An 18,837-nucleotide genomic window follows, 5' to 3' on the forward strand; every position below is an offset into this window, starting at 1 on the left:
TTCAATAGGCTCGGATGGATCTGTTGAGCGCGCATCAATGGCCGGTGAAGCTGAATGAATAGACTCCGCTGGATTCTCGCCGGGCGCCGGAAATGACGTTGGCCGATCAAACCGGGATCCGGGCTGATCGGCCAACGTCGGAAAGTTTTCGAAAATGCGTCAGGCGCCGGCGGCGGACTTCAGCTCGGCCGTGCGGGAGGCCTGCTCCCACGAGAAGCCGGGCAGCTCGCGGCCGAAGTGACCGTAGGCCGCGGTCTGCTGGTAGACCGGCTTGAGCAGGTCCAGGTCGCGGATGATGGCGGCCGGGCGCAGGTCGAAGACCTCGTTGATGGCCTTCTCGATGCGCTCCACCGGCACCGTCTCGGTGCCGAAGGTCTCCACGAACAGCGAGACCGGGTGCGCCTTGCCGATCGCGTAGGCCACCTGGACCTCGCAGCGGTCGGCCAGGCCCGCGGCCACCACGTTCTTGGCCACCCAGCGCATCGCGTAGGCCGCCGAGCGGTCCACCTTCGACGGGTCCTTGCCGGAGAAGGCGCCGCCGCCGTGGCGGGCGTAGCCGCCGTAGGTGTCGACGATGATCTTGCGGCCGGTCAGGCCGGCGTCGCCCATCGGGCCGCCGATCTCGAAGCGACCGGTCGGGTTGACCAGCAGGCGGTAGCCCTCGGTCTGCAGGCCCAGGCCCTCGAGCTCGGGGGCGATGACGTGCTCGCGCACGTCCGGGGTGAGCAGCGAGTCGAGCGAGATGTCCGGGGCGTGCTGGCTGGACACCACGACGGTGTGCAGGCGCACCGGGCGCAGGCCGTCGTATTCGATGGTGACCTGGGTCTTGCCGTCCGGGCGCAGGTAGGGGATGGTGCCGTCCTTGCGCACCGCGGAGAGGCGGCGGGCGAGGCGGTGGGCCAGCGCGATCGGCAGGGGCATGAGCTCCGGCGTCTCGTTGCACGCGAAGCCGAACATCATGCCCTGGTCGCCGGCGCCCTGCAGGTCGAGGGCGTCGCCGCCGGCACCCTCGCGCACCTCGATGGCCGAGTCGACGCCCTGCGCGATGTCGGGCGACTGGGAGCCGATCGACACGCTCACGCCGCAGGACGCGCCGTCGAAGCCCTTCTTGGACGAGTCGTAGCCGATGCCCAGGATCGTCTCGCGGACGATCTTCGCGATGTCGGCGTAGGCGGTCGTGGTCACCTCGCCGGCGACGTGGACCTGGCCGGTCGTGATGAGCGTCTCGACCGCCACGCGGCTGCGCGCGTCCTGGGCGAGGAGCGCGTCGAGAACGCCGTCACTGATCTGATCGGCGATCTTGTCCGGGTGGCCTTCGGTGACCGACTCTGACGTGAACAGGCGGCGTGCCAATGGTGCTCCTCAGGAGATACGGCGGACGAGAGATGAGTTTCGCCAGAGTGTACGACCTCGGACTGGCGCCGCGGTCGACCCCCGGCTGGGTATCACGGCGCTGCGTTGCGCCTCACACCCCGTCGATCAGGCGAAACAGGCGGCCACGCGGTCCAAAATCCTATCCGCCAGCTCGTCTTTGGGCAGTTCGGGCAACGGATCGCGGCTGCCGTCGGCACCGAGGATGACGGCCTGGTTGCGCTCCGCACCGAAGGTCTTGTCCACCCCGACCTCGTTGACCACGATGAGGTCGGCCCGCTTGCGCAGCAGTTTCTCGTGCCCGGCGACGACGGCCCGCTCGAGGTCGGCGGTCTCGGCCGCGAAGGCGACGAGCACCTGCCCCTCGGGCTTGGCCGCGCCCAGCTCGGCGGCGATGTCGGGGTTGGTGACCAGCTCCAGCGTGGGTGCCGCGCCGTCCACCTTCTTGATCTTCGTCTCGGACAGCCGCGCGGGCCGGAAGTCGGCGGGCGCGGCCGCCATGATCACGGCGTCGGCGCCCTTGGCGGCGGTGACGGCGGCCACCCGCAGCTGCTCGGTGGTCTCGACCCGCACCACGTCGGCCCCCGCCGGGTCCGGCAGGGTGACGTTCGCCGCGATCAGGGTCACGCGGGCCCCGCGGGCCACGGCGGCGCCGGCGATCGCGTAACCCTGCTTGCCGGAGGACCGGTTGCCGATGAACCGGACCGGGTCGATCGGCTCGCGGGTGCCGCCGGCGGTGACCACGATGTGTCGCCCGGCCAGATCGGGCTCCCCCGCCCCGCGGCGCAGCAGCCGGACGGCGGCGGCGAAGATCTCGGCCGGCTCGGGCAGCCGCCCCTTGCCGGTGTCGGCGCCGGTGAGCCGCCCGACGGCGGGCTCGAGCACCACGGCGCCCCGGGCGCGCAGGGTGGCGACGTTGGCCTGGGTGGCGGGGTGCTCCCACATCTCGGTGTGCATGGCGGGCGCGAAGAGCACCGGGCACCGGGCGGTGAGCAGCGTGTTGGTGAGCAGGTCGTCGGCGAGGCCGTGCGCGGCCTTCGCGAGGATGTCGGCGGTGGCCGGGGCGACGACGAGCAGGTCGGCCTCGCGGCCGAGACGGACGTGGGGCACCTCGTGGGCGCCGGTCCAGACGTCGGCGCTGACCGGCTGCCCGGACAGCGCGGCCCAGGTGGCCTCGCCGACGAAGGTGAGCGCGGCGGCGGTGGGGACGACCCGCACCCGGTGACCGGACTCGGTCAGCCGCCGCAGCAGCTCGCAGGCCTTGTAGGCGGCGATGCCACCGGCCACGCCGAGGACGACCCGAGGCCGTCCCTCGGCGGGCTGGTCAGGCATTGCTTGCTCAGACGACTTCTTCGATGCGCTCGGCGGTCAGCAGCCCGCTGTTGATCTCGCGCAGCGCGATGGAGAGCGGCTTCTCCTGCGGCGTGGTCTCCACGAGGGGACCGACGTATTCGAGGAGGCCCTCGCCCAGCTGGCTGTAGTAGGCATTGACCTGGCGGGCACGCTTCGCCGCGAAGATCACCAGGGCGTACTTCGACGTCGTCTTTTCCAGCAGCTCGTCGATCGGCGGGTTGGTGATCCCCTGCGGGTCTGCCACGGTTCCGGCCACGGATCTAAACCTCAACACTTTCGGAATTGACGGCTCTTGCGAGCGAACCGCACAACCTTACCAGAGTCCCGGCCCGACTGAGCAGCCGGAACGCCGACGCGCCCGGACCGCGGAGGTCCGAGCGCGTCGGGATGATGCAACCGGTCCGGGGGGACCGCCGGGGGCTCACTTGCCGCCGGCGAACTCCCCGAGCAGGGCCTTGCGCTGCTGGTCGCCCAGGCCGCGCAGGCGGCGGCTCTCGGCGATCTTCAGCTTCTCCATGATCTGCGTTGCCCGGATCTTGCCGATGCCGGGCATCGCCTGGAGCACGGCCGAGACCTTGAGCTTGCCGACGACGTCGTCGGACTCCGCACGGTCGATCACGGCGGCAAGCGTCGTCTTGCCCTGCTTGAGTTGCTCCTTCAGCTCAGCGCGAGCCTTGCGGATCTCAGCCGCCTTTTCCAAAGCGGCCGCGCGCTGTTCCGGGCTCAGTGACGGGAGCGGCACCAGGTCTCCTCAGGTCCCTTGAAAAAAGTGTTGATGGTCTAGCGCCGGGAAAACTAGCGGTCAGAAGCCATTTCGGCAACGTCGGAAGGCAAGATCGACGCCTTGTGAAGATTCGATGATCACGCAGTGACCGCAATTGCGGACGCACAGGAATCACGCGCACGGTCCGCCGCGGCCCGCAACGCGGCCTGATCCGGACCCGCCGAGAGGACCTCACGCGACCACGACGGGAGCACGAGATCGAGCGCGTCGCCGAATACGGCGCGCAGATCCTCGGCCTTTCCGCCCTGCGCGCCGAGGCCCGGCGCGAGGATCGGTCCATTGAGATCGGTCAGCCTGTGGCCGGTCGGCCCGACGGTCGCGCCGACCACCACGCCGATGTCGCCCATCGGGCTCACACCCGCGTTGACCTGCGAAATCTCGTCGATGACGGTCTGCGCGACGGTGCGCCCGTCGGCCGCGACGGCCCGCTGGACGGCCGCGCCCTCGGGATTGGAGGTGAGGGCCAGCACGAACGCGCCGAGCCCGTTTTGGCGGGCCTTGTCGATGATCGGGCGAAGCGCACCGAAGCCGAGGTAGGGACTGACCGTGACCGCGTCGGCGCACAGCGGGGAGGCCGGATCGAGGTACGCGTCGGCGTACGCGGCGGCCGTCGAGCCGATGTCGCCCCGCTTGACGTCGAGAATCACGAGACTCCCCGACCCGCGCAACTGTCGGATAACCGACTCGAGCACCGCGATGCCCCTGGAGCCGAAACGCTCAAAAAAGGCGGACTGGGGCTTGATCGCCGCGACCCGTCCGGCCAGGGCCTCTCCGACCGTCCGACCGAACGCTTCCAGGCCCTTGACATCGTCGGAGAGCCCCCAGGCGGCCAGGAGGGAGGGGTGAGGGTCGATGCCCACGCACAGCGGGCCCAGCGTGTCCATGGCGGCCCGCAGACGGGCCCCGAAAGCATCAGTCACGTCGCGCTCCTCGTCGCTGCGACGGCCCCGCGCACGAGCGCCGGGCCGTGGTAGATGAACCCGGTGTAGAGCTGCACGAGCGCGGCGCCCGCGTCGAGCATCCGGGCGGCGTCGTCGGGGCGCGTGATGCCGCCCACCCCGATGACCGGCAGCCCGGACTCCTTGGCCACGAACCGCACGACCTCCAGGGCCCGCGGGGCGAGCGGCCGCCCGCTGAGCCCGCCGGCCTCCGGAGTCGTCACGCCGGGCCGCTCGACGGTCGTGTTGGTCGCGATGAGCCCCGCCACGCCCAGCCCGAGGCAGACGTCGAGCAGGTCGCCCAGGGCGGTCTCGGTCAGGTCGGGGGCGACCTTGACCAGGATCGGCACCTCGCCGCCGAGCGCCTGGGCCTCCGAGCGCAGGGCCCCGAGCAGGGCCGACAGGTGCGCCTTGTCCTGCAGCTCGCGCAGGCCCGGCGTGTTGGGCGAGCTGACGTTGACGGCGAAGTACGAGCCCAGGCCGTACAGCTGCCGGAAGCTGTGCACGTAGTCCTCGACGGCGCCGGTCAGCGGGGTCACCTTCGACTTGCCCAGACTGATGCCCAGCGGCACCGGCAGCGGCCCCAGCGCCCGCAGCCGGGCCGCGAGGGCCTCGGCGCCGGCGTTGTTGAAGCCCATCCGGTTCACGATCGCCTCGTGCTCGGGCAGGCGGAACAGCCGCGGCCGGTCGTTGCCCGGCTGGGCGTGGCGGGTGACGGTGCCCACCTCGACGAAGCCGAAGCCCAGCCGCGGCCAGGCGCCCAGCGCCCGGCCGTCCTTGTCCATGCCGGCGGCGAGCCCGACCGGGTTCGGGAAGTCCACCCCGAACACGGTCCGGCGGGCCCCGGGCGGGCTCAGGGCCCGCCGCGCCCGGGGCAGCCGCGCGAGCATGCGCAGGGTCCGCTCGTGCACCGACTCGGCGTCGCCGCCGTGCAGCCGGAACAGGACCGGGCGGACCGTGCGCTCGTAGAGGCCGCTCACCGCGCCTGCCGCAGGGCCGCGTGCAGCTCCTGCAGCGGGCGGACCGTCATCTCCCCGCGGATGAGCGCCTCGACGCCCATCACCGCGGCCGCCGCGCCCGGCAGGGTCGTGATGCAGGGGATGTCGGAGACGACGGCCGCGCTGCGGATCTCGTAGCCGTCCTGGCGCCCGCTGGAGCCCTGCGGGGTGTTGATCACCAGGTCGACCTCGCCGCCCGCGATGAGGGAGACGGCGTTGCGCCCGGCGCCCTCCTCGAAGTGCTTGGGCACGATCTCGCACGCCACGCCGTAGCGGCGCAGCACCTCCCCGGTGCCGGCCGTGGCCACGATCGCGAAGCCGAGGTCGGCGAGGCGCTTGACCGGGAAGACGATCCCGCGCTTGTCCCGGTTGGCCACCGTGACGAGCACCGTGCCGGAGGTGGGCAGCGAGCCGTACGCGGCCGCCTGCGACTTGGCGAAGGCGTGCCCGAAGGACGGGTCGATGCCCATGACCTCGCCGGTCGACTTCATCTCGGGGCCGAGCAGGTTGTCCACGCCCTTGCCGTCGGCGGTGCGGAACCGCTTGAACGGCAGCACCGCCTCCTTCACGGCGACCGGCGCGTGCTCGGGCACCGTGCCCCCGTCGCCCTCGGCCGGCAGCAGCCCCTCCGCGCGCAGCTCGGCGACGGTGGCCCCGAGCGCGATGCGGGCGGCCGCCTTGGCCAGCGGCACCGCCGTCGCCTTGGACACGAACGGCACCGTACGGGAGGCGCGCGGGTTGGCCTCGAGGACGTACAGCACGTCGTCCTTGAGCGCGTACTGCACGTTGAGCAGCCCCCGCACCCCGATCCCGCGCGCGATGGCGACCGTGTACCGGCGTACCTCGGCCAGGTGCACGGCCGCGAGCGTGATCGGCGGCAGCGCGCAGGACGAGTCGCCGGAGTGGATGCCGGCCTCCTCGATGTGCTCCATCACGCCGCCGAGATACACCTCGCCGGTCGCGTCGCACAGCGCGTCGACGTCGATCTCGATGGCGTCGTCGAGGAAGCGGTCGACGAGCACCGGGTGCGCGGGCGAGATCTCGGTGGCCCGGCCGATGTAGTCGCGCAGGGTCGGCTCGTCGTAGACGATCTCCATGCCCCGCCCGCCGAGCACGTAGGACGGGCGCACCAGCACCGGGTAGCCGATCTCGTCGGCGATCCGCTTGGCCTCCGGGAACGTGGTCGCGGTGCCGTGCGCGGGCGAGCGCAGCCCGGCCTCGGTGAGCAGCTGGCCGAAGAGGCCGCGGTCCTCGGCGAGGTCGATCGCCGCGGGCGACGTGCCCACGATCGGCACCCCGGCCCGCTCCAGGCGCTCGGCGAGCCCGAGCGGGGTCTGCCCGCCCAGCTGCACGATGACGCCCACGACGCCGGGGCCGCCCGCGGCCCGGCCCGAGGTGTCCTCGGCGTGCACGACCTCGAGGACGTCCTCGAAGGTGAGCGGCTCGAAGTACAGCCGGTCGGCGGTGTCGTAGTCGGTGGAGACGGTCTCCGGGTTGCAGTTGACCATGACCGTCTCGAAGCCCTTGGCCCGCAGCGCCATGACCGCGTGCACGCACGAGTAGTCGAACTCGATGCCCTGGCCGATGCGGTTCGGGCCGGAGCCCAGGATGATCACCTTCGGCCGGTCGGACGGGGTGACCTCGGTCTCGTCCTCGTAGGTGCTGTAGTGGTACGGCGTGCCGGCCGCGAACTCGGCGGCGCAGGTGTCGACCGTCTTGTAGACCGGCCGCAGCCCGAGGCGGTGGCGCAGCGAGCGCACCCCGTCCTCGCCGGCGAACTCGGGCCGCAGCGCGGCGATCTGCCGGTCCGACAGCCCGGCGCGCTTGGCCCGGCGCAGCAGCGGCAGGTCGAGCACGGCGGCGTCGACGATCTCGGCCCGCAGCTCCACGAGCGCGGCGAGCTGGTCGACGAACCACGGGTCGAAGCCCGACGCGGCCGCGACCTCCTCGACGGAGTGACCCTGGCGCAGGGCCAGCTCCGCGGTGTAGAGGCGCCCGTCGTGCGGGACGCGCAGGTCGCCCAGCAGCGACGCGTCCGGCACCGTCCAGAAGCCCGCGGCCTTCGTCTCCATCGAGCGCATGGCCTTGCCCAGCGCCTCGGCGAAGGTCCGCCCGAGCGACATCGCCTCGCCGACCGACTTCATCGTGGTGGTGAGCTCGGCGTCGGCGCCGGGGAACTTCTCGAACGCGAAGCGCGGGATCTTCACCACGACGTAGTCCAGCGACGGCTCGAACGCGGCCGGCGTCTTGAGCGTGATGTCGTTGGGGATCTCGTCGAGCGTGTAGCCGATGGCGAGCTTCGCGGCGATCTTCGCGATCGGGAAGCCGGTCGCCTTCGAGGCCAGCGCGCTGGAGCGCGACACCCGCGGGTTCATCTCGATGACCACGAGCCGCCCGGTGGCCGGGTTCACCGCGAACTGGATGTTGCAGCCGCCGGTGTCGACCCCGACCTCGCGCAGCACGGCGATGCCGAGATCGCGCAGCTTCTGGTACTCCACGTCGGTGAGCGTCATCGCCGGCGCGACGGTCACCGAGTCGCCGGTGTGCACGCCCATCGCGTCCACGTTCTCGATCGAGCACACGACGACGACGTTGTCGTGCTTGTCGCGCATCAGCTCGAGCTCGTACTCCTTCCAGCCCAGCACGCTCTCCTCGATGAGCACCTCGTGCACGGGCGAGGCGGCCAGGCCGCCGCCGGCCAGCCGGTCGAGGTCCTCGGGGGTGTGGGCCATGCCGGAGCCGAGCCCGCCCATGGTGAACGACGGCCGGATCACGACGGGCAGGCCGAGCTCGGCGACGGTGGCGTGCACCTCGTCCATGGAGTGGCACACCCGCGAGCGGGGCGTCTCGCCGCCGGCGCGGGCGACGATGTCCTTGAACAGCTGCCGGTCCTCGCCGCGGCGGATGGCCTCGACGTCGGCGCCGATGAGCTCGACGCCGTACTTCTCCAGCACGCCGGCCTCGTGCAGCGCCACCGCGGTGTTGAGCGCGGTCTGCCCGCCGAGGGTGGCCAGCAGCGCGTCGGGGCGCTCCTTGGCGATCACCTGCTCGACGAACTCGGGCGTGATCGGCTCGACGTAGGTCGCGTCGGCGAACTCGGGGTCGGTCATGATGGTCGCCGGGTTGCTGTTCACCAGGCTGACCCGCAGGCCCTCGGCCCGCAGCACGCGGCAGGCCTGGGTGCCGGAGTAGTCGAACTCGCACGCCTGCCCGATGACGATCGGACCGGATCCGATGACGAGGACGTGCCGGAGGTCGGTGCGCTTAGGCATTGGTCTGCATCAGCTCCGCGAATCGATCGAACAGGTAATCCGCGTCGTGCGGCCCCGCTGCCGCCTCCGGGTGGTACTGCACGGTGAAGGCCGGCGTGTCGAGGCAGCGCAGGCCCTCGACCACCTTGTCGTTGAGGCAGACGTGGCTGACCTCGACGGCGCCGAACTCGGTGTCGGCCCGGGCGTCGAGCGGCGCGTCGACCGCGAAGCCGTGGTTGTGGCTGGTGACCTCGACCTTGCCGGTGGTGCGGTCGAGCACCGGCTGGTTGATGCCGCGGTGGCCGTAGCCGAGCTTGTAGGTGCCGAAGCCGAGCGCCCGGCCGAGGATCTGGCTGCCGAAGCAGATGCCGAAGAGCGGGATGCGCGCGCCCAGCACCGACTTGGCCAGGTTCACCGGGCCGTCGGCGGTCGCCGGGTCGCCGGGGCCGGGCGAGAAGAACACCGCGTCGGCGCCGAGCGCCCGGATGTCCTCGAGCGTCGCCGAGGCGGGCAGCACGTGGGTGGTGACCCCGCGGGCGGCGAGCCGGCGCGGGACGTTGCGCTTGATCCCGAGGTCGATCGCGGCGACCGTGAACCGGTGCTCGCCCTCGGCCTGCACGGTGTACCGCTGCGCCGTGCTGACCTCGGCGGACAGGTCGGCGCCGAGCATCTGCGGCTGCCGGCGGACCCGATCGAGCAGGGCCTCGGGGTCGCTCTCGACGCTGGAGACGCCGACCCGCATGGCCCCGCGCTCGCGCAGGTGCCGGGTGAGGGCCCGGGTGTCGACGCCGCTGATGCCGACCACGTTCTCGGCGGCCAGCCGGTCCTCGAGGCTGCCGGTGGCGCGCCAGTTGGAGTGGGTGCGGGACGGGTCGCGCAGCACGTAGCCGGCCACCCAGATCCGGTCGGACTCGTCGTCCTCGCCGTTGACCCCGGTGTTGCCGATCTGCGGCGCGGTCTGCACGACGACCTGGCGGTGGTAGGAGGGGTCGGTGAGCGTCTCCTGGTAGCCGGTCATGCCGGTGTTGAAGACGGCCTCGCCGAAGGTCTCGCCGATGCCACCGAACGCCTCGCCCCGGAAGGTGCGCCCGTCCTCCAGGACGAGCAGGGCTTCTCTGCGCCTCACCGTGTTGCCTTTCCGTTCAGCACCGTCGGCTCGCCGCGCAGGTAGGTCGCGTCGATGCGGCCGCGCAGCTCCATTCCGGCGTAGGGGGTGTTGCGGGAGCGGCTGGCCAGGGCCGTCGGGTCGACGGTCCAGCGCACGCCCGGGTCGAAGATCGCGATGTTGGCGGGCTGCCCGACGGCCAGCGGCGTCCCGTGCCCGCTCAGCCCGGCGATGCGGGCGGGCGCGGCCGACATCCATTCGGCGATGCGGTCCCAGCGCGGGCCCATCGTCTGCACCACGATCGCCAGCGCCGTCTCCAGCCCGAGCATGCCCGGCCGGGCGTACGCCCACTCGCACTCCTTGTCCTCCACGCTGTGCGGGGCGTGGTCGGTGGCGACGCAGTCGATGGTGCCGTCCAGCAGGCCCGCGCGCAGGGCCAGCACGTCGGCCTCGGTGCGCAGCGGCGGGTTGACCTTGAAGACCGGGTCGTACTGGGTGGCACGGTCCTCGGTGAGCAGCAGGTGGTGCGGCGTGACCTCGGCCGTGACCCGCCAGCCCTTGGACTTGGCCCAGCGGATCAGCTCGACGCTGCCGGCGGTGGAGACGTGGCAGATGTGCAGCCGCGCGCCCACGTGCCCGGCCAGCAGCACGTCGCGGGCGATGATCGCCTCCTCGGCGACGGCCGGCCAGCCGGTGAGCCCGAGCCGCGCGGCGACCGCGCCCTCGTTCATCTGCGCGCCGGTGGTCAGCCGCGGCTCCTCGGCGTGCTGGGCGATCACCCCGTCGAAGGCCTTCACGTACTCCAGCGCGCGGCGCATGAGCCGCGGGTCGTGCACGCAGTGCCCGTCGTCGGAGAAGACCCGGACCTTGGCCGCGGACTCGGCCATCGCGCCGAGCTCGGCGAGCTGCTCGCCGGCCAGGCCGACGGTCACGGCCCCGATCGGCTGGACGTCGACCAGGCCGGCCTCGCGCCCGAGCCGCCACACCTGCTCGACCACGCCCGCGGTGTCGGCGACCGGCGAGGTGTTGGCCATCGCGCACACGGCCGTGTAGCCGCCCAGGGCCGCGGCCCGGGAGCCGGACTCGACGGTCTCGGCGTCCTCGCGGCCGGGCTCGCGCAGGTGGGTGTGCAGGTCCACGAGGCCGGGCAGCGCGATGGCGGTCCCGGTCCTCGCCGGGTCGATCGCGACGATGACGCCGTCCTCGACGGTGATCTCGCCGAGCTGGGTGTTGGAGATGATCACGATTTTCCTCCGAGCAGCAGGTAGAGCACGGCCATCCGCACGGAGACGCCGTTGGCGACCTGTTCGACGATCGTGGAGCGGGCGGAGTCGGCCACCTCGGGCGCGATCTCCATGCCGCGGTTCATCGGGCCCGGGTGCATGACGATCGCGTGCTCGGGCAGGCGGCGCATGCGGGGGACGTCGAAGCCGTAGCGGCGAGAGTACTCGCGCTCGGAGGGGAAGTACGCCTGGTTCATGCGCTCCCGCTGCACGCGCAGCATCATCACCACGTCGGCGCCGGGCACCACCGCGTCGAGGTCGTAGCAGGTGGCGGCGGGCCACGCCTCGACACCGACCGGCAGCAGCGTCGGCGGTGCGACGAGCGTCACCTTGGCCCCGAGCGTGTGCAGCAGCTGCACGTTGGAGCGCGCGACCCGCGAGTGCAGCACGTCGCCGACGATCGCGACGTTGAGCCCGGCGAGGCGGCGCAGGCGGCTGCGCATGGTGTACGCGTCCAGCAGCGCCTGCGTCGGGTGCTCGTGGGTGCCGTCGCCGGCGTTGACCACGCTCCCCTCGACCCAGTTGGCGAGCCGGTGCGGCGCCCCGCTGGCCGGGTGGCGCACCACCACGGCGTCGGCGCCCATCGCCTGCAGCGTCAGCGCCGTGTCCTTGAGACTTTCACCCTTGGAGACGCTGGAGCCCTTGGCGGAGAAGTTGATGACGTCGGCGGACAGGCGCTTGGCCGCGGCCTCGAAGGAGATGCGGGTGCGGGTGGAGTCCTCGTAGAAGAGGTTCACCACGGTCCGCCCGCGCAGCGTGGGCAGCTTCTTGACCTCCCGCGCGGCCAGGCTCGCCATCTCCTCGGCGGTGTCCAGCACCAGGGTGGCGGTCGGCGCGTCGAGGTCGGCCGCGCTGAGCAGGTGCTTGATCATGCCCGGTCCCCCTTGCTCTTGATCATGACGGCGTCGCCGCCGTCGATCTCGGCCGTCAGCACCCGCACGCTCTCGTCCATGGACGTCGGGATGTTCTTGCCCACGTAGTCGGCCCGGATGGGCAGCTCGCGGTGGCCGCGGTCGACCAGCACGGCCAGCTGGACGGCGCGGGGCCGGCCGAGATCCTTGAGCGCGTCGAGCGCGGCGCGGACCGTGCGCCCGGAGAACAGCACGTCGTCCACGAGGATCACGCGGCGCCCGTCGAGGCCGCCCGGTGGAATTTCCGTGTGACCCACAGCACGTGTCGCGTGGAGCCGAAGATCGTCCCGGTAGAGGGTGATGTCCAACACACCCACCGGGACATCAAAGCCCTCGAACGCGGCGATCCGGGCGGCCAGACGGCGAGCCAGCGGTACGCCACGAGTAGGTATGCCCAGCAGCACCGTTTCGGCCGCGCCGGACGTCTTTTCCAGAATCTGATGGGCAATCCGGTCCACCACACGGGCGACATCTGCCGCCGTTAGGATGGTTTTACCCAGCTCAGTGCCGGTTGTCGGGGACGACAAAACCAGACCTCCTTCCCCGCCTCGCCGGACGGGTCGTTAAAGGACGTCGAACGTCAACTACCCTAACAACCGCCCTGACCAGGGCAACGGAAGGGTCTCGACCACTTGACCCCGCGTCGCGCGCCAGTTACGGTCACGCTCCGTAGCGATCGCTGGGGAAACCCCTCAGGCCAGTGACTGGGAGTGTCCGTATGCCGTCTGAGTACGCCAAGTCTCTTGGTGCTCGCCTGCGCTCCATCCGACAGCAGCAGGGGCTGTCTCTGCAGGGTGTCGAGGAGAAGTCGGCCGGGCGCTGGAAGGCCGTCGTCGTCGGGTCGTATGAGCGTGGCGACCGTGCCGTCACCGTCTCTCGCCTGGCCGAGCTGGCCGAGTTCTACCGCGTGCCCGTCGCCGAGCTGCTGCCCGAGGGCAGCGGGGTGCGCCACGAGCCCACCAACAAGATCGTCCTCGACCTGGAGCGCCTCTACGACGCCGGCGCCGAGGACCTCGCCTACGTCGCCCGGTACGCCCGGGCCATCCAGCAGCAGCGCGGCGACTACAACGGCCGCGTGCTGTCCATCCGCGCCGACGACCTGCGCGCCCTGGCGATCGTCTACGACGCCTCGCCGTCGGGCCTGGTCGAGCGCCTCAACGAGCACGGCGTGCTGGTCACCGACCCGCGGAGCCTGTTCCAGAGCTGACCCGCTCAAGGCATGACGAAGGGCCGCACTCGGCATCGAGTGCGGCCCTTCTCCGCTCTTGCCACCGCGCGGTCGCAGGGCCAGGGCCGGCGAAGCTGGGCCCCGGCCCGAGTCTCCCGGGAGGAACGGTCCGCAGGTGACACGGTCCGGGCCCTGGAAAGAACGCTCAGGTGGCGTAGTCGGCGATCCGGCCCAGGATGCCGTTGAGGAAGCGGGGCGAGTCGTCCGTGGAGAGCGTCTCGGCCAGCTCGACGGCCTCGGTGATCGCCACCGGGTTGTCGATCTCGTCGTTGTAGAGCAGCTCGTAGACGGCGATGCGGGCCAGGTTGCGGTCCACCACCGGCATCCGCTCCAGCGTCCAGCCCTCGGCGTAGCTGGCCAGCAGCTCGTCGATGCGGGCCGAGTGGTCCTCGACGCCCTCGACCAGGCGGACCGTGTAGGGCAGGTAGGACGGCTTCGGCTCCTCCAGGTTGGCCACGTAGGCGGCCAGGACCGACCCGCGCGACTCCCTGCGCAGGTCGGCCATGTACAGCACGTCCAGGGCCCGCTTGCGAGCCTTACGGCGGGCCGTCATCTGGGCGGTGACGTCACCGCCCAGGAAGGAGTTGCTACCGGTCACGCGCGGCCCAGGTAACGGCTGTCGCGGGTGTCGACCTTGATCTTCTCGCCGGTCGAGATGAACAGGGGCACGTTGACGGTCGCGCCGGTCTCGACGGTGGCCGGCTTGGTGCCGCCGGTGGAGCGGTCGCCCTGCAGGCCCGGCTCGGTGTAGGTGACCTCGAGGATCACCGAGGTCGGCAGCTCGACGTAGAGCGGGGCCTCCTCGTGCGTGGCGACGATCACCTCGGCCTCGGGGAGCAGGAACTTGCTCGCCTCGCCGACGACCCCGCCGGGGACGGTGATCTGGTCGTACGTGTCCAGGTCCATGAACACGAAGTCGTCACCGTCGGCGTAGAGGTACTGCATCGTGCGCTTGTCGACGGTGGCCGTCTCGACCTTGGTGCCGGCGTTGAACGTGCGGTCGACCACCTTGCCGGAGAGCACGTTCTTGAGGGTGGTCCGCACGAACGCGCCGCCCTTGCCCGGCTTGACATGCTGGAACTCAACGACGGTCCACAGGTCGCCGTCGAGGTTGAGCACCAGGCCGTTCTTCAGGTCGTTCGTGGTTGCCATGTGATTTGACGTCACTTTCGTCACTGCCGGCCCAGCGGACCGGGAAGATGTGATCCCGAGCGGTACGCGGGAAAAAGGCCCGGTGAAGTGTACCGGGAAGGCAGGAGTGGCCCGACGCAGTGTACCGGGCGCAGCGGCCCGTGTTCATCTTTCCGTATCCATCGAGACACCTGACTCTGCCAGCGTGCCGGGGTGGGAAGACCGGACCTCCTCAACCGTACCCTGGGCTTCGCCGGATCCGTCGCCATCGCCCTGGGCGGCCTGGCCGCGGGCGCTCTTCCCGAACGCGGTGACCCGTTCGCCCACTGGCCGGTGATCCGCGAGCTGCGGCACTTCCCACTGGTGGCGATCGCGGCGGCCTACCTGGGGATCGCCCTGCTGTGCGGCGCCTGGCTGCGGCTGCGGCGCACGCTGGACGAGCACACCCCGGCCGACCTCGTGCGCACGCTGCTGTGCTGGGCGGCCCCGCTGGTGCTCGTCCCGCCGATGTTCTCCCAGGACGTGTACAGCTACCTGGCTCAGGGCGCGATGGTGCACGAGGGGTTCGACGCGTACAGGTCCGGCCCCAGCGCCATGGGCGGCCCCTTCGCCGCGGAGGTCCCCGCGATCTGGCAGAACACCCCGGCGCCCTACGGGCCGCTGTTCCTGCGCGCGGCCGCCGCCGTGGTCAACCTCACCGGCGAGCACGTGATGCTCGGCGTCTGGGCCTTCCGCCTGATCGCCCTGGCCGGCGTGGCCCTGGTGGTGCTGTGCCTGCCCGGCATCGCGGCGCGCGTCGGCGTCGCGCCCCAGCGGGCCCTGTGGTTCGGCGCCCTGAACCCGCTGCTCCTGCTGCACCTGGTGGCGGGCATGCACAACGACGCGCTCATGGTGGGCCTGATGACGGCCGGCATCTACGCCGCGCTCCGCCGCCACCCCGCGCTCGGCGCCGCCCTCATCAGCGCCGCCGCCCTGATCAAGGCCCCGGCCGCCCTGGCCCTGCTCACCGTGCTGGTGCTCGCCCCGCGCGCGTGGCCGCGCATCGGGGCGGCCGCGGCCGCGTCGGCCGCCGGGCTGCAGCTCGCGTCCGGGCTCGGCCTCGGCTGGGTCGGCGCGATGCGCACCCCGACGTCGGTGCGCAACGGCCTGTCGTTCAGCACCGACCTGGGGCTGCTGCTCGGCGCGGTGGGCTGGCCGGAGCCGATGCAGATCATCCGCACCGTGGCCGCGGTGGCCGGCTGCCTGCTGGCGGGCTGGGCGCTCCTGCGCGCCCCGAACCCGGTGGCCGGGCTGGGGCTGGCGCTGAGCTCGATCATCCTGCTCGGGCCGGTCGTGCATCCGTGGTACCTGCTGTGGGCCTTCGTGCCCCTGGCCGCGGGCCTGCGCCGGGTGCCGCAGGCGGCCGTGTGGGGCTCGGTGGGCCTGGCGCTCTTCCTGCTGCCGACCGGCGCGCCGGGGTTTCCGGAGGCGGTGGTCGCGGCGGTCGTGGGCACCGTGGCCGGGCTGCTCTACCTGCGGATGCGCCCGCCGGTCGCGGTCCCCTTGGCGGCCGTGCCCGCCGCCTGAGCACGCCGCACCCGACATGCCGGATTTATACCCTGCCGGGGATTCTTGCTCGGGCCGTCGGGGTCCGGACCGTCGCTCCCGCCAGGACGCCTGGTCTGGGTCGGCCTCCGCGAAGCCTCACCGAGCCAGACTGGGCGCACCGGCCTTCGAGGGTGGTTACGCCGCTACGGCGGTGTACGCGGCCCGCAGCAGCTCGTCGGAGGGGCCCTCCAGCGTGCCGGGCGCCGCCAGGGCGTCGAGCACCACGAAGCGCAGCATCGAGCCGCGGGCCTTCTTGTCGACCCGCATCGCGGCGTGCAGGTCGTCCCAGGCGCCGGCCGGGTACGCAATCGGCAGGCCGAGGCGCTCGAGGATGGCCCGGTGCCGGTCGGCCACGTCCGCGCCGAGGCGGCCCGAGAGCCGGCCGAGCTCGGCGGCGTAGACGAGGCCGACGCTGATGGCGTGGCCGTGCTTCCAGCGGTACAGCTCCCGCCGCTCGATCGCGTGGCCCAGCGTGTGGCCGTAGTTGAGGATCTCGCGCAGGCCGCTCTCGCGCAGGTCCTCGGAGACCACCCGCGCCTTGACGGCCACGGAGCGCTCGATCAGCTCGGCGAGCACGTCGCCGCGCGGGTCGAGGGCCGCGGCCGGGTCGGCCTCGATGAGGTCCAGGATCGCCGGGTCGGCGATGAAGCCGCACTTGACGATCTCGGCCATGCCCGCGCGCAGGTCCTCCTCGGGCAGGGTGTCCAGGGCGGCCAGGTCGCACAGGACCCCGGCCGGCGGGTAGAACGCGCCCACGAGGTTCTTGCCGGCCGCGGTGTTGACGCCGGTCTTGCCGCCGACGGCCGCGTCGACCATGCCGAGCAGGCTCGTCGGCACCGTCACCAGGCGCACGCCGCGCAGCCAGCACGCCGCGACGAAGCCGGCCAGGTCGGTCACCGCGCCGCCGCCGACCCCGACGACCGCGTCGGTGCGGGTGAAGGCGGCCGCGCCGAGCTCGTCCCAGCAGCGGGCCGCGACCGCGATGTCCTTGCCGGCCTCGGCGTCGGGGACCTCGATCGGCAGCACCGTGGCACCCGCCGCGGTCAGGGCGGCCTCGATCCGGGCCGCGTGCGCGCGCACCGGGCCGGCGAAGATCACGGCGACCTGAGCGGCCCCCTTGACCAGGTCGGCCACGGCGTCACCGGCACCGCGGCCGATCCGCACGGCGTAGCCGGACACGTCGACGAGCTTCATACCGCCCCCGCCAGGCGCTCGGCCAGCTGCTCGGCGATCTCCTCGGGCGTGCGGCCGCCGGTCGGCACGGTCACGGTCGCCACCTCCTCGTAGAGCGGGCGGCGCTGGTCGAGCAGGTGCTTGAGCGTGGCCCGCGGGTTGATGGCGAGCAGGGGGCGGCCGGCGCCGAGGCCGACGCGGGACAGGGCGTCGGCGAACTCGACGGAGAGGTACACCACCGTGTGCCCGGCCAGCGCCTTGCGGGTCTCCTCGGCCAGGATCGCGCCGCCGCCGAGGGCGAGCACGCCGTCGAAGCTGTCGAGGGCGGCGCGGATCGTGGCCCGTTCGAGGGCCCGGAAGTGCTCCTCGCCCTCGTCGAAGAAGATCTCGGGGATGGGCTTGCCGGCCTCGGCCTCGATGAGGGCGTCGGCGTCGCGGAACGCCACGCCGAGGCGCTCGGCGAGCAGCTCCCCCACCGTCGTCTTCCCGGCGCCGGGCGCGCCGACGAGCACCGCGCGCGGGCTCACCTGATCACCAGGTTCTCGAGGTAGCCGGCCAGGTTGCGGCGGATCTCCGGCACCGAGTCGCCGCCGAACTTCTCCAGCGCCGCCTCGGCCAGCACCAGGGCGACCATGGCCTCGGCCACGACCGCCGCGGCCGGCACGGCACAGACGTCCGAGCGCTGGTTGATCGCCGTCGCCGCCTCGCCCGTGGTCACGTCGACGGTCTGCAGGGCGCGGTTGAGCGACGAGATCGGCTTCATCGCGGCGCGCACGCGCAGGGGCTCGCCGGTGGTGATGCCGCCCTCGAGGCCGCCGGCGCGGTCGGTGACGCGCTTGACGCCGTCGGGGGTGTTGACGATCTCGTCGTGGGCCACCGAGCCGCGCGAGCGGGCCTGGGTGAACGCGTCGCCGATCTCCACGCCCTTGATCGCCTGGATCGACATGAGCGCGGTGGCCAGGCGGGCGTCGAGCTTGCGGTCCCACTGCACGTGGCTGCCGAGGCCCGGGGGCACGCCGTACGCCAGCACCTCCACGATCCCGCCCAGCGTGTCGGCGTCCTTCTTGGCCGCGTCGACCTCCTCGACCATGCGGGCGCTCGCGTCCGGGTCGAGGCAGCGCAGCGGGTCGGCGTCGATGCGCTCGAAGTCCTCGGGGGTGGGCAGCAGGCCGGGCTTGGCCGCGACCGAGCCGAGCTCGATGACGTGCGAAACGATCTGGATGCCGAGGGCCTGGCGCAGCATGGCCTTGGCGACCGTGCCCACGGCGACCCGCGCCGCGGTCTCGCGGGCGCTGGCGCGCTCGAGGATCGGGCGGGCGTCGGTGTGGCCGTACTTCTGCATGCCCGCCAGGTCCGCGTGGCCGGGCCGGGGCCGGGTCAGCGGGGCGTTGCGGGCCTGGGCCGCGAGGAGCTCGGGGTCGACCGGGTCGGCGGACATGACCGTCTCCCACTTGGGCCACTCGCTGTTGGCGACCCGGATCGCGACCGGGCTCCCGAGCGTCAGCCCGTGCCGGAGGCCGCCGATGAACTCGACGACGTCCTGCTCGAAGGCCATCCGGGCGCCGCGGCCGTAGCCGAGGCGTCGACGGGCGAGCTCGGCCGCCACGGACGCACTCGTCAGCTCCACCCCGGCGGGCACGCCCTCGAGGATCGCGACGAGCGCCGGGCCATGGGATTCCCCAGCAGTCAACCAGCGCAGCACGCTCGCCAGTTTGTCACGTGCG

At 72.2% G+C, this 18,837-nt stretch carries 18 protein-coding genes; 2 read left to right on the forward strand and 16 right to left on the reverse strand.

What is annotated here, in order from left to right; all coding sequences use genetic code 11:
* Positions 1-159: 159 nt before the first annotated feature.
* The 11 genes from metK to pyrR form a co-directional block, all read right to left on the reverse strand.
* Positions 160-1,353, reverse strand: coding sequence for a methionine adenosyltransferase (gene metK / locus ACQP1P_RS36615; RefSeq protein ID WP_433078188.1), 1,194 nt, complete (start codon positions 1,351-1,353; stop codon positions 160-162).
* Between the two features lie 126 nt (positions 1,354-1,479).
* A complete protein-coding gene (gene coaBC / locus ACQP1P_RS36620) occupies positions 1,480-2,703 on the reverse strand; it encodes a bifunctional phosphopantothenoylcysteine decarboxylase/phosphopantothenate--cysteine ligase CoaBC (protein ID WP_433078190.1) in 1,224 nt (407 codons plus the stop codon).
* A 7-nt stretch (positions 2,704-2,710) separates the two neighbouring features.
* Positions 2,711-2,980 carry a DNA-directed RNA polymerase subunit omega gene (rpoZ, locus tag ACQP1P_RS36625; RefSeq protein WP_350612578.1) on the reverse strand — a complete coding sequence of 90 codons (270 nt, stop codon included), beginning with the start codon at positions 2,978-2,980 and terminating at the stop codon, positions 2,711-2,713.
* 165 nt (positions 2,981-3,145) lie between these two features.
* The gene (gene mihF, locus ACQP1P_RS36630; protein ID WP_190253177.1) at positions 3,146-3,466 is read right to left on the reverse strand and encodes an integration host factor, actinobacterial type; all 321 of its coding nucleotides are present in this window, start codon (positions 3,464-3,466) and stop codon (positions 3,146-3,148) included.
* Positions 3,467-3,585: 119 nt separating this feature from the next.
* Positions 3,586-4,392 (reverse strand): orotidine-5'-phosphate decarboxylase, encoded by an 807-nt coding sequence (gene pyrF / locus ACQP1P_RS36635; protein ID WP_433090247.1) that lies wholly within the window; start codon positions 4,390-4,392, stop codon positions 3,586-3,588.
* A 32-nt stretch (positions 4,393-4,424) separates the two neighbouring features.
* Positions 4,425-5,426: a quinone-dependent dihydroorotate dehydrogenase gene (locus ACQP1P_RS36640; protein WP_433078193.1), complete on the reverse strand. Its 1,002-nt coding sequence runs from the start codon at positions 5,424-5,426 to the stop codon at positions 4,425-4,427.
* Positions 5,423-8,716 carry a carbamoyl-phosphate synthase large subunit gene (carB, locus tag ACQP1P_RS36645; protein WP_433078195.1) on the reverse strand — a complete coding sequence of 1,098 codons (3,294 nt, stop codon included), beginning with the start codon at positions 8,714-8,716 and terminating at the stop codon, positions 5,423-5,425. The genes ACQP1P_RS36640 and carB overlap by 4 nt, the downstream gene beginning before the upstream one ends.
* A complete protein-coding gene (carA, locus tag ACQP1P_RS36650; protein ID WP_433078197.1) occupies positions 8,709-9,821 on the reverse strand; it encodes a glutamine-hydrolyzing carbamoyl-phosphate synthase small subunit in 1,113 nt (370 codons plus the stop codon). Before carA ends, carB begins: the two co-directional genes overlap by 8 nt.
* A complete protein-coding gene (locus tag ACQP1P_RS36655) occupies positions 9,818-11,014 on the reverse strand; it encodes a dihydroorotase (RefSeq protein ID WP_433090249.1) in 1,197 nt (398 codons plus the stop codon). The genes carA and ACQP1P_RS36655 overlap by 4 nt, the downstream gene beginning before the upstream one ends.
* Before the next feature lie 26 nt (positions 11,015-11,040).
* Positions 11,041-11,955 carry an aspartate carbamoyltransferase catalytic subunit gene (locus ACQP1P_RS36660; RefSeq protein ID WP_433078199.1) on the reverse strand — a complete coding sequence of 305 codons (915 nt, stop codon included), beginning with the start codon at positions 11,953-11,955 and terminating at the stop codon, positions 11,041-11,043.
* Positions 11,952-12,521 (reverse strand): bifunctional pyr operon transcriptional regulator/uracil phosphoribosyltransferase PyrR, encoded by a 570-nt coding sequence (gene pyrR, locus ACQP1P_RS36665; protein ID WP_433078201.1) that lies wholly within the window; start codon positions 12,519-12,521, stop codon positions 11,952-11,954. The genes ACQP1P_RS36660 and pyrR overlap by 4 nt, the downstream gene beginning before the upstream one ends.
* Before the next feature lie 191 nt (positions 12,522-12,712).
* On the opposite strand from pyrR, the gene bldD reads away from it, so the two are divergent.
* Complete coding sequence (gene bldD, locus ACQP1P_RS36670; protein ID WP_033356835.1) at positions 12,713-13,201, forward strand: transcriptional regulator BldD; 489 nt, start codon at positions 12,713-12,715, stop codon at positions 13,199-13,201.
* 166 nt (positions 13,202-13,367) lie between these two features.
* Here the strand turns inward: bldD and nusB are convergent, their stop codons facing one another.
* Both nusB and efp read right to left on the reverse strand, forming a co-directional pair.
* Positions 13,368-13,775 carry a transcription antitermination factor NusB gene (nusB, locus tag ACQP1P_RS36675; protein ID WP_433090251.1) on the reverse strand — a complete coding sequence of 136 codons (408 nt, stop codon included), beginning with the start codon at positions 13,773-13,775 and terminating at the stop codon, positions 13,368-13,370.
* Positions 13,776-13,816: 41 nt separating this feature from the next.
* Entirely contained in the window at positions 13,817-14,374 is a 558-nt protein-coding gene (gene efp, locus ACQP1P_RS36680; protein ID WP_433078203.1) for an elongation factor P, read from the reverse strand.
* Between the two features lie 192 nt (positions 14,375-14,566).
* Here efp and mptB point away from each other — a divergent pair, with 192 nt between their 5' ends.
* Positions 14,567-15,919, forward strand: coding sequence for a polyprenol phosphomannose-dependent alpha 1,6 mannosyltransferase MptB (mptB, locus tag ACQP1P_RS36685; protein ID WP_433078205.1), 1,353 nt, complete (start codon positions 14,567-14,569; stop codon positions 15,917-15,919).
* A 156-nt stretch (positions 15,920-16,075) separates the two neighbouring features.
* Here mptB and aroB read toward each other — a convergent pair whose 3' ends face one another.
* The 3 genes from aroB to aroC are packed head-to-tail and all read right to left on the reverse strand — an operon-like array spanning position 16,076 to position 18,815.
* On the reverse strand, positions 16,076-17,134 hold the full coding sequence (aroB, locus tag ACQP1P_RS36690) for a 3-dehydroquinate synthase (protein ID WP_433078207.1): 1,059 nt from the start codon (positions 17,132-17,134) through the stop codon (positions 16,076-16,078).
* Positions 17,131-17,640, reverse strand: coding sequence for a shikimate kinase (locus ACQP1P_RS36695; RefSeq protein ID WP_433078209.1), 510 nt, complete (start codon positions 17,638-17,640; stop codon positions 17,131-17,133). Before ACQP1P_RS36695 ends, aroB begins: the two co-directional genes overlap by 4 nt.
* Positions 17,637-18,815, reverse strand: coding sequence for a chorismate synthase (gene aroC, locus ACQP1P_RS36700; RefSeq protein WP_433078210.1), 1,179 nt, complete (start codon positions 18,813-18,815; stop codon positions 17,637-17,639). The genes ACQP1P_RS36695 and aroC overlap by 4 nt, the downstream gene beginning before the upstream one ends.
* Between the last annotated feature and the right edge of the window lie 22 nt (positions 18,816-18,837).

It is taken from the genome of Dactylosporangium sp. CA-052675, from assembly GCF_050947935.1.
Taxonomy (GTDB): Bacteria; Actinomycetota; Actinomycetes; order Mycobacteriales; family Micromonosporaceae; genus Dactylosporangium.

What these genes read in the sequence shown, in the direction of transcription:
- coaBC (WP_433078190.1), bottom strand. Translation starts at nt 2,703, where the DNA reads ATGCCTGACCAGCCCGCCGAGGGACGGCCTCGGGTCGTCCTCGGCGTG.
- pyrF (WP_433090247.1), bottom strand. Translation starts at nt 4,392, where the DNA reads ATGGACACGCTGGGCCCGCTGTGCGTGGGCATCGACCCTCACCCCTCC.
- carB (WP_433078195.1), bottom strand. Translation starts at nt 8,716, where the DNA reads ATGCCTAAGCGCACCGACCTCCGGCACGTCCTCGTCATCGGATCCGGT.
- ACQP1P_RS36660 (WP_433078199.1), bottom strand. Translation starts at nt 11,955, where the DNA reads ATGATCAAGCACCTGCTCAGCGCGGCCGACCTCGACGCGCCGACCGCC.
- bldD (WP_033356835.1), top strand. Translation starts at nt 12,713, where the DNA reads ATGCCGTCTGAGTACGCCAAGTCTCTTGGTGCTCGCCTGCGCTCCATC.
- nusB (WP_433090251.1), bottom strand. Translation starts at nt 13,775, where the DNA reads ATGACGGCCCGCCGTAAGGCTCGCAAGCGGGCCCTGGACGTGCTGTAC.
- efp (WP_433078203.1), bottom strand. Translation starts at nt 14,374, where the DNA reads ATGGCAACCACGAACGACCTGAAGAACGGCCTGGTGCTCAACCTCGAC.
- aroB (WP_433078207.1), bottom strand. Translation starts at nt 17,134, where the DNA reads ATGAAGCTCGTCGACGTGTCCGGCTACGCCGTGCGGATCGGCCGCGGT.